Origin of the sequence: Bacillus cereus group sp. MYBK222-1 (assembly GCF_051916425.1) — a bacterium.
In the GTDB taxonomy this organism is placed as follows: domain Bacteria; phylum Bacillota; class Bacilli; order Bacillales; family Bacillaceae_G; genus Bacillus_A; species Bacillus_A paranthracis.
This window is the reverse complement of sequence record NZ_JBQAGP010000003.1, coordinates 57412-70396: the sequence shown is the minus strand read 5'-3', so window position 1 is coordinate 70396 and position 12985 is coordinate 57412. Positions and strand designations below refer to the sequence as shown.

The window sequence follows — 12985 nt, the reverse complement described above, 5'->3', positions numbered from 1 at the left end:
AACATGACAATCGGTACATTACCTTTCGATCAAGAAACAATCCGTCAACGCGCAAGCGAAGTAAACGAAGCAGCTTGGTTGACTGAGTTCCGCTTACAAGCTCTTGCACAAGCAACTGAACTTCCAATGCCAACTCCTGATAAAACGAAAATTGACAAATGGGACTTTATCGGAAAAGGCGACGCTGCTAAGCAAGAGCCTGTAAGTTCTTTAACAGAGCTTCCAGAAGCAGTGAAAAACTTAATCGATGAAAATAACAGTGTATTAGTGCAACGTACTGGTACAACTGCATTCGTTTCTTTAGCAGACGAAGCAAAAGAAAAAGGTGTTATTTTCACAGACATCGTAACAGCTGCAACTGAGCATGCTGAACTAGTACAAAAGTACTTAATGAAAGACGGCGTGAAGGTAGACGAGCATCGTCTAACTGCACTTCATGCTGCATTAATCAACGGTGGTGCATTCGTATATGTTCCGAAAAACGTTGTTCTTGAAACTCCACTTCAAGCTGTATTCTTAGTAGACGGCGAAGAAGCTAACGTATATAACCACGTATTATTCGTAGCTGATGCGAACAGTACTGCAACTTATGTAGAAAACTACGTTGCAAATGAAAATGCTAAAGGTATTGCAAATATCGTAGCAGAAGTAATCGTGGAACAAGGCGCACAAGTGAAATTCGGTGCGGTTGATCTATTAGCAAAAGACGTAACAACTTACGTTAACCGCCGCGGTATTGTTGGACGCGACGGTCGCGTTGATTGGGCTCTAGGCCTTATGAATGACGGAAACACAATTTCAGAGAACGTTACAAACTTAATGGGCGACGGTTCATATGCTGATACGAAAACAGTAACAATTGGCCGTGGTAACCAAACACAAAACTTTACAACTAAAGTTGTTCACTTCGGTAAACAATCTGAAGGTTGGATTTTAAAACACGGTGTACAAAAAGATAGTGCAACATCTATCTTTAACGGAATTGGTAAGATTGAACACGGTGCATCTAAGTCAAATGCACAACAATCTTCTCGCGTTCTTATGTTAGATGAGAAAGCACGCGGTGATGCAAACCCAATTCTTTTAATTGACGAAGATGATGTTATGGCAGGTCACGCAGCTTCAGTAGGTCGCGTAGATCCAACTCAACTATACTACTTAATGAGCCGTGGTATTCCAAAACGCGAAGCAGAACGTTTAGTCATCCATGGATTCTTAGCACCTGTAGTTAATGAGCTTCCAATTGAAGGAGTAAAGGCACAGCTTGTTGAGGTAATTGAAAGGAAAGTTCGCTAATGAATATTCATGAAATACGCAAACAGTTTCCAATTCTTGATCAAAAAGTGAACGGCAAACAACTTGTTTATTTCGATAGTGCAGCAACTTCTCAAAAACCAATTCAAGTCATTGAAACGTTAGAACGTTACTATAAAGAATATAACTCTAATGTGCATCGCGGTGTTCATACGCTCGGTACGAAAGCTACCGACGCGTATGAAGGTGCACGCGAGAAAGTTCGCAAGTTTATTAATGCGAAATCAATGGAAGAGATTATTTTCACGCGCGGAACAACAACTGCATTAAATACAGTAGCGGCTAGCTATGGTCTTGAAAATGTAAAAGAAGGCGATGAAATCGTTATTTCTTACATGGAGCACCATAGTAACATCATTCCGTGGCAGCAAGTTGCGAAGAAAACTGGTGCAACTTTAAAATATCTTCCGCTTCAACCAGATGGGACAATTTCAATAGAAGATGCTCGTCAAACAATTACACCGAATACAAAAATCGTTTCTATCATGTATGTTTCTAACGTACTTGGAACGATTAACCCTGTAAAAGAAATCGGAGCAATTGCACATGAAAATGGCGCAATTATGGTCGTTGACGGTGCACAAAGTACACCTCATATGAAAGTGGATGTACAAGATTTAAACTGTGATTTCTACGCATTATCTGCTCATAAGATGTGCGGCCCTACAGGTATCGGCGTATTATATGGTAAGAAAGAATTGCTAAACAATATGGAGCCAATTGAATTTGGCGGTGAAATGATTGATTTCGTAGATTTACAAGAATCTACTTGGAAAGAGCTTCCGTGGAAGTTCGAAGCAGGTACGCCGATTATCGGTAATGCAATCGGACTTGGTGCGGCAATTGATTTCCTAGAAGAAATCGGTCTTGATAATATTGAAAAGCATGAGCATGAATTAGCGCAATACGCTTTAGAAAGACTATCAGAAGTAGATGGCGTTACAATTTATGGTCCAAAGCATCGCGCTGGTCTTGTTACATTTAATATTGAAGACGTACATCCTCATGATGTAGCGACAGTATTAGATGTAGAAGGTATTGCGGTTCGCGCAGGACATCACTGTGCACAACCGCTTATGAAGTGGCTGAAAGCTTCTTCAACAGCACGTGCAAGCTTCTATTTATATAATACAAAAGAAGAAATTGATACATTTGTTGAATCGCTAATCAAGACAAAGGAGTATTTCACAAATGTCATTTAATAATTTAGATACGTTATATCGTCAAGTTATTATGGATCATTACAAAAATCCTCGTAACCATGGCGTGTTAGAAGATAGTGTTACAGTTAACTTGAACAATCCAACTTGCGGCGACCGTATTCAACTTACGATGAAAGTAGAAGAAGGTATTGTGCAAGAAGCGAAGTTTGAAGGAGAAGGATGTTCTATCTCAATGTCTTCAGCTTCAATGATGACACAAGCAGTAAAAGGTAAGAAAATTGAAGAGGCACTTCAGCTTTCTAAAATTTTCTCTGACATGATGCTAGGAAAAGAGTACGATGACAGCATCGATTTAGGAGATATTGAAGCATTACAAGGCGTATGCAAGTTCCCTGCACGTATTAAATGTGCAACATTAGCGTGGAAAGCGTTAGAAAAGGGCTTAAACGAAGATAAGTAATGTTAAAGGTTCCTAAAAACGAGGTTATCTAAGGAGGGACACACCAACATGGCGAAGCAACTGCCAGATATCGGCGATTATAAATATGGTTTCAAAGACAAAGACGTTTCGATTTTCCGTGCTGGACGCGGTTTAACAAAAGAGATCGTTGAAGAGATTTCACGTATGAAAGAAGAACCACAGTGGATGTTAGACTTCCGTTTAAAATCACTGGATAAGTTCTATGAAATGCCAATGCCACAATGGGGCGGCGACTTAAACGACTTAGATTTCGATGAAATTACGTACTACGTAAAACCATCTGAGAAATCTGAGAAGTCTTGGGATGAAGTACCTGATGAAATTAAAGCGACATTTGATAAATTAGGTATTCCAGAAGCTGAGCAAAAGTATTTAGCTGGTGTATCTGCACAGTACGAATCTGAAGTTGTATACCACAACATGAAAGAAGACCTAGAAGCTCTAGGAATCGTCTTCAAAGATACAGATAGCGCATTAAAAGAGAACGAAGATATTTTCCGTGAGCATTTCGGAAAAGTAATCCCACCGACAGACAACAAATTCGCAGCATTAAACTCTGCAGTTTGGTCTGGTGGATCATTCATCTACGTTCCAAAAGGTGTTAAAGTTGATACACCACTTCAAGCGTATTTCCGTATTAACTCTGAAAATATGGGACAATTCGAGCGTACGCTTATCATCGTAGACGAAGGCGCACACGTACACTACGTAGAAGGTTGTACAGCACCTGTTTACACGACTAACTCACTTCACAGTGCGGTAGTAGAAATCATCATTAAGAAAGATGCATATTGCCGTTATACAACAATCCAAAACTGGGCGAACAACGTATACAACCTAGTTACAAAACGTGCGGTTTGTGAAGAAAACGCAACGATGGAATGGATTGACGGTAACATCGGATCTAAATTAACGATGAAATACCCAGCAGTTATCTTAAAAGGCGAAGGCGCTCGTGGTTTAACATTATCTATCGCGATTGCTGGTAAAGGCCAACACCAAGATGCTGGTGCGAAAATGATTCACTTAGCACCAAACACGTCTTCAACAATCGTTTCTAAATCGATTGCGAAGCATGGTGGTAAAGTAACTTACCGTGGTATCGTACACTTCGGACCAAAAGCGAAAAACTCTCGCTCTAACATCGAGTGTGACACGTTAATCATGGATAACCAATCTACATCTGATACAATTCCTTACAACGAAATCAAAAACGATTACGTTTCACTTGAGCACGAAGCGAAAGTATCAAAAGTATCAGAAGAACAATTATTCTACCTAATGAGCCGCGGTATTTCTGAGCAAGAAGCTACAGAAATGATCGTAATGGGCTTCATCGAGCCATTCACTCGCGAACTTCCAATGGAATACGCAGTTGAAATGAACCGTCTAATCAAGTTTGAGATGGAAGGTTCTATTGGATAATATATAAAGGAAGCGCCCTGCTGTGCAGGGCGCTTTTTTTATTGTGTGAGTTGGGCTTGGGGTGGGGTTAGCCGAGATACCCAGGTGGGTTTCTGACTAAATATATCAGCGATTTTTCAAATATATCGATCACAACTCGGAATATATCGGCGATTATTTCAATATATCGACGATTCGACAAGGAATATCGACTTATCAACAAATTACGACAAAAGAAATTCTTCATATACCCTGCAACATTTTATATGAAAGGGGACCGACTGGAAGTAAGGCAAAGATACTGACAAATCCACTGGTGAATCCAATTGAAAAAAGACCTGCGAATTTCCTGTTGAACTTTCTGACAAATCCCCGCTCTACCAACAAATCCCCACACTGGAAAAAGTAAAGTTTCTCATATAAAAAGGACAATCTTTTGCTTTTTCTCACAATGCGAGTACAATGTAAAATAGCAAGAAAAGACGAAAAGTATTTACAGGATTATTGCGTGCGCATAGCGTAAATGGCAGTAAGGAACTGAGAGGAGGTTTTTTCTCTGAATATAAATAAAGAAACAATCATCCACCTTTATCATACAAACGATATACATAGTCATTTTGAAAATTGGCCGCAAATTTCTCGGTTTGTACAAGGAGAGAAAAAGCGAAGACAGGAAGCGGGAGAGACTGTTTTAACTGTAGATATCGGCGATCATGTGGATCGTTTTCATAGTATTTCGGAAGCGACGAATGGGCTTGGCAATACGAAGCTTTTAAATGAGGCGTTATATGATTATGTAACAATCGGAAATAATGAAGGAATTACGTTAGCGAAGGAGCATTTGAATCGTCTATATGATGATGCTGGATTTGAGGTGCTTGTCGCAAATTTATTTGAAAAAGAAGGGGTACGTCCAGAGTGGGCAAAGCCTTATAAATTACATACAACGACAGATGGGATTACGATTGCTTTTATCGGATTAACGGTTGCGTATCCAGAGTTTTATCAAATGTTAGATTGGCATATTGAAGATCCAATTGAGCATTTAGAGTCTATTTTAGAAGAAGTGAGAGATGAGGCTCATATAACGGTTGTCCTTTCTCACCTTGGAAAAAGTATGGATGAGCATATGGCGGAGCATTATGATATAGATGTTATTTTAGGGGCACATACGCATCATTTATTTGAGCGTGGTGTTCTTATGAATCATACGTTACTTTGTTGTTGTGAGAAGTGGGGACGTTACGTTGGACACGTTCAGCTTACTGTGGATAAAGAGACGAAGAAGCTATTGAAAAAGGACGGTAGAGCGATTAAGACAGACCGTTTAGGTGCTTATAGTAAACCGTTATCCACAATTGAAGCGCTGCAGGAAGAAAGTACACATATTATGGAAGAACCTGTTGTTCATTTAAAGGAATCATTACCGGTTGATTGGTTTCATGAGACAGCATTTTCGCACATGTTAGCAAATGCGTTGAAAAACTGGTGCGATGCAGAGATTGGCATGGTGAACGCTGGTGTACTTCTTGAAGGATTAGAAGAAGGCGTTGTGACGCGCGGAGATATTCACAGAATTTGTCCACATCCAATTAATCCATGCCTATTAAAAGTGCCGGGGAAAACGTTAAGAGAAGTGATCTTGAAAGCACGTCGGCCGAATATGGAGAACCTTGAGGTAAAAGGGTTTGGATTTCGGGGGAAAGTAATGGGGAAAATGATTTACGCTGGTGTAGAAGTCATTCCAGATACGATTCCTGGGAATAAAATTTTACTCGAAGATGTATTAATTAACGGGGAATCGCTGGAATTAGAACGTATATATACGGTAGGAACGATTGATATGTTTACATTTGGCTACTTATACCCAGAGCTATCCACACTTTCTGACAAACAATATTATATGCCAGAACTACTTAGAGATGTGTTAGCAGACATGTTAATAACTTATACATCTTCTGTCAAACTATAGGCTAGTTAACTTGTAACACTCATTTTTCTCTTGTCATACAGATAAGAAAGAGAGGAGTGTGAACTATGGTTAATGTAGAGCCGATTATAATCGATAATTATACGTTTATTGCGGTTAGCGTCAAACTTCCAAAGACAAATTTGCTAGCTGTAATGAGCGATAAAGGATATATTATGTGCGGTGCATTAGATGTAGGTCTTTTAAATGAGAAGTTAGGGAATCGTGGTATTATTGCTGGTCGCGCGGTTGGTGTAAGAACGATTGAACAACTTCTTGAAGCACCGCTAGAATCAGTAACGATTGAAGCCGAAGCGTTAGGTATTACGGCTGGCACAATCGGAAAAGAAGCATTATTAAAAATGAGATAAGCATATATCGTCCCTCCTTCTTGCATAGAAATGATATAAGAAGGAGGGTTTTTTATGAGTATATTTCGTTCGAAAAATTCGCGGTTTCGAAGGGGGCCTATTTCCTTTCGGCACATACTGCTTATGTCGTTTATTCTTTTTGTCATATTACTCGTGCAAGGATTATGGATTGTGAATAGTAGCATTCAGCCGACATTAATGAAATATGGAGAAGTAGAGACACATAAAATGGCGACAGCGGTTATGACGAAGGCGGTAAAAGATAGAATTGATGAGGGATTCGATGTCGATTCATTAATGAAAGTACAAAATGATAAAAACGGGAAAGTATCCACAATTAATTTAAATACGAAGCAAGTAAATGAAATCGTAACGTCAACGACCACATACATAGAAAAGTATTTACAGCAAGTAGAACAAGGGAATTTGAAGGGACTAGGTATTTCTGAAAAAAATGGGGCAACGATGGCAGTTCCGTTTGGTCGTGTAACAAATAATGCGCTTCTTGGAAATATCGGACCCGATATTCCAATTGATTTCACGACGATTGGTCATGTAAATACGGATATTAAACAAAAAATTGAGCCGCACGGAATCAATACGACAGCGATTCAAATTATTATGGAGATGGAAGTTACGTTGCAAGTCATTATTCCATTTCATACGAAAGAAATAAAAGTGAAACAAAATGTTCCAATTGCGACGCGCATCGTTCAAGGGGAAGTGCCTACTTATTACGGAAGCGGAAGTGTTGTTGTACCTGATAAAAAGAAAACGGATAGTTAGCCATAAATAAAAAATAACCGTAGCAATGTGCTACGGTTATCGTTTTGTATTTGCGCGTTCTTTTCGCTCCCAAAGACTTAAGTGCATGTAGGGGTCGAAAGCCCATTCTGTATAACCATTGTCTTTATACATGCCGAAATGTAGGTGAGGCGGGAATTTTCCAGCTGTGCCGGGAGGACCGTAACCGGTGCTACCAACAAATCCGATTACTTTTCCGGGTTCGACAATTTGTCCAAGCTGTATCTCTTTTGAGAACCCGCCTAAGTGAGCGTAATAATGATAATTGTTATGAAGGTCACGAATACCGATGCGCCATCCGCCAAGGCGGTTCCAGCCTTTTGTTTCAATAATGCCATAGCAAGTGGATCTTACTGGTACGCCATAGCCTGCGAATATATCGGTTCCTTCATGAACCCTTCTTCCCCCAAAACTTCTTCCAGCGCCAAAAGTACTACGGTAGCTATGGTCACTGCGAATCGGAAGAGGGAACGCATTTCCTTCTAAATTAATACGTCCGTAATGTTTATAAATTTGGGCGTATTCGGTAATTAAATCAACTGTTTTTGCACGTCTATAATATTCCCAGAGCATGATTTTAATACGTTCTTCTGACGTTCCTTGTTTCTTTAAAATCGTTGCTGCTGTATGCAAAAGATCACGGTCGTTATTTGCATTTGCAAATCCATCTTTGTCACCATCTAAACCTAACCCGCCAAATAGAGCAATTGTGTGGGGGAGAGTGTCGTTACCATTAACAGGTCCAGCCCATATTTCTGGTTTGAAATAAAGGGAAATGATGGCATCTGGTTTTTTCGGAATATCTTTTCTTACGCTCCGTATATTTCTTTCGTATTGATCCATTGCAGCTAAGTAATACCACGGAATGCCTGAAGATTGCTCGGTTTCTTTATATAGTGCCATGCGCTTTTCGTATATGCTTTGCTGATTATCTTCACCGTAAGCGATGTTTTGGTGGAGAAGAAAGCAAATCGAAAGCAAAAGAGAAATTTTTCGAAGCATGAAATAGACTCCTTTCACATCATCACTCTTTTTAGTGTGGGATATACGGAGTATTTCATTATAGGGAACGATTGGAAAAAATCTTAGAATATTCATTTGAGCAAATCGCTTTCATACGTTAGAATAGATATGTTACATTGAAAGAAGCGAACACGGTAAACTATTTCATATTGTGCGGAGTTGATAACCATGACAAAACAAACAGAATATAAGCGCAAGCCCGAATGGTTGAAAATTAAGTTAAACACGAATGAAAACTATACAGGCTTAAAGAAAATGATGCGTTCTAAAAATCTTCATACAGTTTGTGAGGAAGCAAAATGTCCGAATATTCATGAATGCTGGGCTGTAAGAAAAACAGCAACATTTATGATTTTAGGTGCGGTTTGTACACGTGCTTGTCGTTTTTGTGCGGTTAAAACAGGATTACCAACTGAGCTTGATTTACAAGAGCCAGAACGCGTAGCAGATTCTGTAGTACAAATGGGCTTAAAGCACGTTGTTATAACAGCGGTTGCACGTGATGATTTAAAAGATGGTGGAGCAGCTGTTTTTGCTGAAACAGTACGCGCTGTACGTCGTAAAAATCCATTTACGTCAATCGAAGTATTACCATCTGATATGGGTGGAGTAGAAGAAAACTTAAAAATGTTAATGGATGCAAAACCAGATATTTTAAACCATAACATTGAAACAGTACGTCGATTATCTGACCGAGTTCGCGCTAGAGCAAAATATGATCGTTCATTAGAGTTTTTACGTCGAGCAAAAGAAATGCAGCCTGATATTCCAACTAAATCGAGCATTATGGTGGGCTTAGGGGAAACGAGAGAAGATTTAATTGAAGCAATGGATGACTTACGTGCAAACAATGTGGATATTTTAACTCTTGGACAATACCTACAACCATCTAAGAAGCATTTACCAGTTCTTAAATATTACCCACCAGCGGAATTTGCAGAGCTAAAAGAAATTGCACTTAGCAAAGGCTTTAGCCACTGTGAAGCTGGCCCACTTGTGCGTTCTTCTTACCATGCGGACGAGCAAGTTCGTTCTGCAAAAGAAAACACAGCAGAAGCAAAATAATGAAAAAAGGGAGCTAATGATTAGCTCTCTTTTTGTTTGTACTCCAAAACAGTATTTGGGCATGTTAATAAAATCTTTTTTAATTCTTCTGTGGATAATTCAATTGTAAATTCAGGTACACCAGGTGTAATTAAAATTTTATCGTACGTATAAATAGCGTTATCCACAATAATTGTTACATCGTGTGCATACCCGAAAGGAGCTACACATCCTGGCGTACAACCAGTTTTGTCTCGCAGTTCATCAGCGGAACAGAGAGATAAGCGTTCTCCTGTTAGTTCTTTCATCTCTCCGCGGTTAAGCCTTGTGCCCTCTAACGTGAAAAATACGTAATAATCTCCAGCCTTTGATTTTAAAAATAAGCTTTTACTTGGAGTACCTTGTAAGCCAAGCCTCTCGCGTACAATCCGATCTGTCTCATAATCGAGTACCGGTTCGTGTTCGAATTTTTCATAAGAAACATTTGTTTTATGTAGTAAAGCAAGTACATCTTCGTACATATGGAGTGATACCCCTTTCTATTATTGGTACAGTTTCTTCTCGTGGCGTCAACTGAATGTGTTGGAAAGAGATATTACTTGGACGGTGCTTTCCATAATCGTTTTAGGCTACATTGTTCATCAATTGTAATTTCATACATATCAGGATTCGTTAAAGTTCTCCATTCATGAAAGCCGATCGTATGATCAAAGTGCTTTAAAATGAGAGTAAGTAAGTTTCCATGTGTAACGAGTAATATTGTAGTATGGTTTAATTTTAAAACGTCTTCGATAAGTGATATAGCACGGTCCGTTGCTTGTTTTGTTGACTCTCCGCCTGAAAAGGCAATATCTATATTTGTAAAAGTAGATTCTAGTTTTTGCATCCAATCGTCCATTGAAACGTCGCTTAATATGCGTTCAGCTAATCGTTCATCTTCTTGGATAGACAAATTAGCTTGGAGTGCATAGGGCCGAATAGAATCGATAGCTCGCACAAATGGGCTTGAAATAATATGGTCTATTTGTAGTTGGTTTTCTAAAAGGAATGTAGCAAGGGTGTTTGCTTGTTTTTTTCCATCGGTCGTTAATTCGGCATCACGTTCTTGGCCAGTTGCTGAACAATGTCGTATTACAATGATTTTCTTCATAATTCATCCCCATCTTTCAAGTTGACGCTATATACTTCGACAAATGTGGAAAATATTCCTTTTTATTGGAAAGGACATAATGATCTGATCATGTGGAAAAGTAATGTGGATAATAGAAAATCGAGGTGCAATGATGAAAAAAATGCTATGTATTGTATTTGTGATTTGTTTTCTCTCACAACTGTCCACAACATATGCACAATCCAATCAAAAGTTAGATTATCCAAGTAATCGAAATAAGCCATTTGTGAGCGAAGATGTGTTTTACGAACAGTTAGATAAGAAAATGTATAAAGAATACAATAATGCAGCGTATAGTGTTCGAAAAAAGATTTTATTTAAAGAAGTACCCGACGAAGAATATTCCTTTTTACAAAAAACAGCCGCGGGTTGTCGGGGTGAAGTAGTGCTTCAAGATTCTTTTATTCACCCTGATCGCCAAGTTTATTTTTTCGCTTCCTTTTCTCAAAATGAAGTAGAAGAGTTACACAAGTACATCGTTATAGATGCAGAAACAAAGAAGGAGCTACAAAGCGGTAAAAGTTATCATCGCTATGATAATCTTTATAAAAAATAACCCACCAACAGGCGGGTTATTTTTACTTTGGCACACTCATTAATTTCTCTTTCATTTTACGAATAAGAATGATAGCGCCAATTGTAAAGAGAAGGGTGATTCCTTCTGCAACAAAGATGTTAATTGTTTTCGTTTGGTAAAGTGCCGCGAAGAAGTCTACAAGTGCGTGGAATAGTATAGCGTACACAAGGAAGATATACTTCTTCTGTTTTACTGCGTATAAAACAAGCATTGTAAAGGCGATTTGCAGCACGAGTGCCATAATTCTTTCTAAGCTGCCAAGGAAGTATAAGTAGGCAGGTTGCTGAATTAACATGTCTTGTAGGCGGCTTAGTTCTGGCATTTTTTCGACCATCTGGGCGAAGCTACCGTTGTTAATTGAATTCGCAAATATAAGTGCTTGGAATGCAGAGAATCCGCCAACTAAAATGGATTCAATTCCGCCGTGACCGATTCCGTAAGCGAAGCCATCTTTATATTCTTGATATTTTTTTAGTAGGAAGAAGAAGGCAACGAAGCGTCCTAATTCTTCAAATATACCAGCAGTTAGTCCGCCATAAAGTGCGAAAACAAATGGATTTTCTAAAATTGGAGCGATTGCTGGATTACCGCGCATAAATAGGTGGAATGGTGTTTCGAGAATTTGGGTAAATCCGATAAAGATAAGAACACCAACGCCGACCACTTTCCAATTTATATTATATTTTTTACGGAAATAAACGAGTACAATAATTGGGACCAGAATCGAGACAATGAGTTGAAAGATGATGCTGGCAATTACAGTATTTGAAACCATATTTTCACCGCTTTCTAATATATGTACATATCTATTATGCATGAAATATTTTATAAAGAAAATGAATTTACTTATTGACTCTAACGTTGCGTCATACTTTATCGTATGTATTAAGGGGGAGATACACATGGCAATGAAGGTAAAAGAAGTAGCTAATTTAGTTGGAATTAGTGTGCGCACACTGCATCATTACGATGAAATTGGGTTGTTAACCCCAGATGAGACGACAGAGTCTGGATATCGTCTGTATTCCAATGAAAATTTAGAGACGCTGCAGCAAATTTTATTTTTTAAAGAATTAGGCTTCCCTTTGAAAAAAATTAAAGAAATTATCATGAGTCCATCATTTGACCGGGAAGAAGCATTGCAGCTTCATAAGAAAATGCTTCTTGAAAAGCGGGCTAGGTTAGATAAAGTGATTGCGACGATTGATAAAACAATTCAGCATACAAAAGGAGAGATTGAAATGACGAATAAAGAGAAATTTGAAGGCTTCGATTTCAGCCATAATCCGTACGAAGAAGAAGCGCGTGAAAGATGGGGAGACAGAGCTGTAGATAAAGCGAATGAATATGCGAAAGGTATGTCTAAAGAAAACCAAGAAGAGTTTAATACGATTTACAGAAACTTAGCGGCGCTTAGACACGGAGAACCAGATTCTAAAGAGGCACAAGAAGCAATTGGAGTATGGTACGATTACTTGCAAAACTTCGGTGAATATTCATTAGATGCTTTTAAAGGACTTGGTCAAATGTACGTCGCTGATGAGCGCTTTACGAAAAATATCGATAAGTTTGGCGAAGGTTTAGCGCAGTTTATGTGTGATGCGATGGAGATTTATGCGGATCGTAATAAATAGTAAAAAATAAAGAAGGTGGAGGTTTTCTCC

General features: G+C 38.8%; 14 protein-coding genes. 10 read left to right on the top strand and 4 right to left on the bottom strand.

The genetic code is table 11. The features are described from left to right. Positions 1–3 precede the first annotated feature (3 nt). From sufD to yunB, 7 genes are all read left to right on the top strand, one after another. Positions 4–1296: a Fe-S cluster assembly protein SufD gene (gene sufD, locus ACTFR9_RS16335; RefSeq protein WP_000152166.1), complete on the top strand. Its 1293-nt coding sequence runs from the start codon at positions 4–6 to the stop codon at positions 1294–1296. Then, a complete protein-coding gene (gene sufS / locus ACTFR9_RS16330; RefSeq protein WP_001020761.1) occupies positions 1296–2516 on the top strand; it encodes a cysteine desulfurase SufS in 1221 nt (406 codons plus the stop codon). Before sufD ends, sufS begins: the two co-directional genes overlap by 1 nt. Beyond that, positions 2506–2937 (top strand): Fe-S cluster assembly sulfur transfer protein SufU, encoded by a 432-nt coding sequence (sufU, locus tag ACTFR9_RS16325; protein ID WP_000009523.1) that lies wholly within the window; start codon positions 2506–2508, stop codon positions 2935–2937. The genes sufS and sufU overlap by 11 nt, the downstream gene beginning before the upstream one ends. Positions 2938–2985: 48 nt before the next feature. After that, positions 2986–4383, top strand: coding sequence for a Fe-S cluster assembly protein SufB (sufB, locus tag ACTFR9_RS16320; protein WP_001118823.1), 1398 nt, complete (start codon positions 2986–2988; stop codon positions 4381–4383). A 535-nt stretch (positions 4384–4918) separates the two neighbouring features. Further along, on the top strand, positions 4919–6334 hold the full coding sequence (locus ACTFR9_RS16315) for a bifunctional metallophosphatase/5'-nucleotidase (protein ID WP_227493021.1): 1416 nt from the start codon (positions 4919–4921) through the stop codon (positions 6332–6334). 65 nt (positions 6335–6399) lie between these two features. Further along, complete coding sequence (locus ACTFR9_RS16310; RefSeq protein WP_000248469.1) at positions 6400–6702, top strand: YunC family protein; 303 nt, start codon at positions 6400–6402, stop codon at positions 6700–6702. A 54-nt stretch (positions 6703–6756) separates the two neighbouring features. Continuing rightward, the gene (gene yunB / locus ACTFR9_RS16305) at positions 6757–7488 is read left to right on the top strand and encodes a sporulation protein YunB (protein WP_002081169.1); all 732 of its coding nucleotides are present in this window, start codon (positions 6757–6759) and stop codon (positions 7486–7488) included. Positions 7489–7524: 36 nt separating this feature from the next. Here the strand turns inward: yunB and ACTFR9_RS16300 are convergent, their stop codons facing one another. After that, positions 7525–8508: a M23 family metallopeptidase gene (locus ACTFR9_RS16300; RefSeq protein ID WP_000944673.1), complete on the bottom strand. Its 984-nt coding sequence runs from the start codon at positions 8506–8508 to the stop codon at positions 7525–7527. A gap of 189 nt (positions 8509–8697) precedes the next feature. On the opposite strand from ACTFR9_RS16300, the gene lipA reads away from it, so the two are divergent. Further along, the gene (lipA, locus tag ACTFR9_RS16295; RefSeq protein WP_000166370.1) at positions 8698–9594 is read left to right on the top strand and encodes a lipoyl synthase; all 897 of its coding nucleotides are present in this window, start codon (positions 8698–8700) and stop codon (positions 9592–9594) included. Positions 9595–9614: 20 nt separating this feature from the next. Here lipA and ACTFR9_RS16290 read toward each other — a convergent pair whose 3' ends face one another. Together ACTFR9_RS16290 and ACTFR9_RS16285 are read right to left on the bottom strand one after the other, a co-directional pair. After that, positions 9615–10094: a YbaK/EbsC family protein gene (locus ACTFR9_RS16290; RefSeq protein ID WP_000272742.1), complete on the bottom strand. Its 480-nt coding sequence runs from the start codon at positions 10092–10094 to the stop codon at positions 9615–9617. A 74-nt stretch (positions 10095–10168) separates the two neighbouring features. After that, positions 10169–10723 carry a histidine phosphatase family protein gene (locus ACTFR9_RS16285; RefSeq protein WP_000721036.1) on the bottom strand — a complete coding sequence of 185 codons (555 nt, stop codon included), beginning with the start codon at positions 10721–10723 and terminating at the stop codon, positions 10169–10171. A gap of 103 nt (positions 10724–10826) precedes the next feature. On the opposite strand from ACTFR9_RS16285, the gene ACTFR9_RS16280 reads away from it, so the two are divergent. Beyond that, positions 10827–11300: a hypothetical protein gene (locus ACTFR9_RS16280; RefSeq protein ID WP_000264801.1), complete on the top strand. Its 474-nt coding sequence runs from the start codon at positions 10827–10829 to the stop codon at positions 11298–11300. 22 nt (positions 11301–11322) lie between these two features. Here the strand turns inward: ACTFR9_RS16280 and ACTFR9_RS16275 are convergent, their stop codons facing one another. Next, a complete protein-coding gene (locus tag ACTFR9_RS16275) occupies positions 11323–12138 on the bottom strand; it encodes a YhfC family intramembrane metalloprotease (RefSeq protein WP_002163480.1) in 816 nt (271 codons plus the stop codon). 85 nt (positions 12139–12223) lie between these two features. Between ACTFR9_RS16275 and ACTFR9_RS16270 the strand changes: the two genes are divergently transcribed. Continuing rightward, the gene (locus ACTFR9_RS16270; protein WP_001241002.1) at positions 12224–12955 is read left to right on the top strand and encodes a MerR family transcriptional regulator; all 732 of its coding nucleotides are present in this window, start codon (positions 12224–12226) and stop codon (positions 12953–12955) included. Positions 12956–12985: the final 30 nt, after the last annotated feature.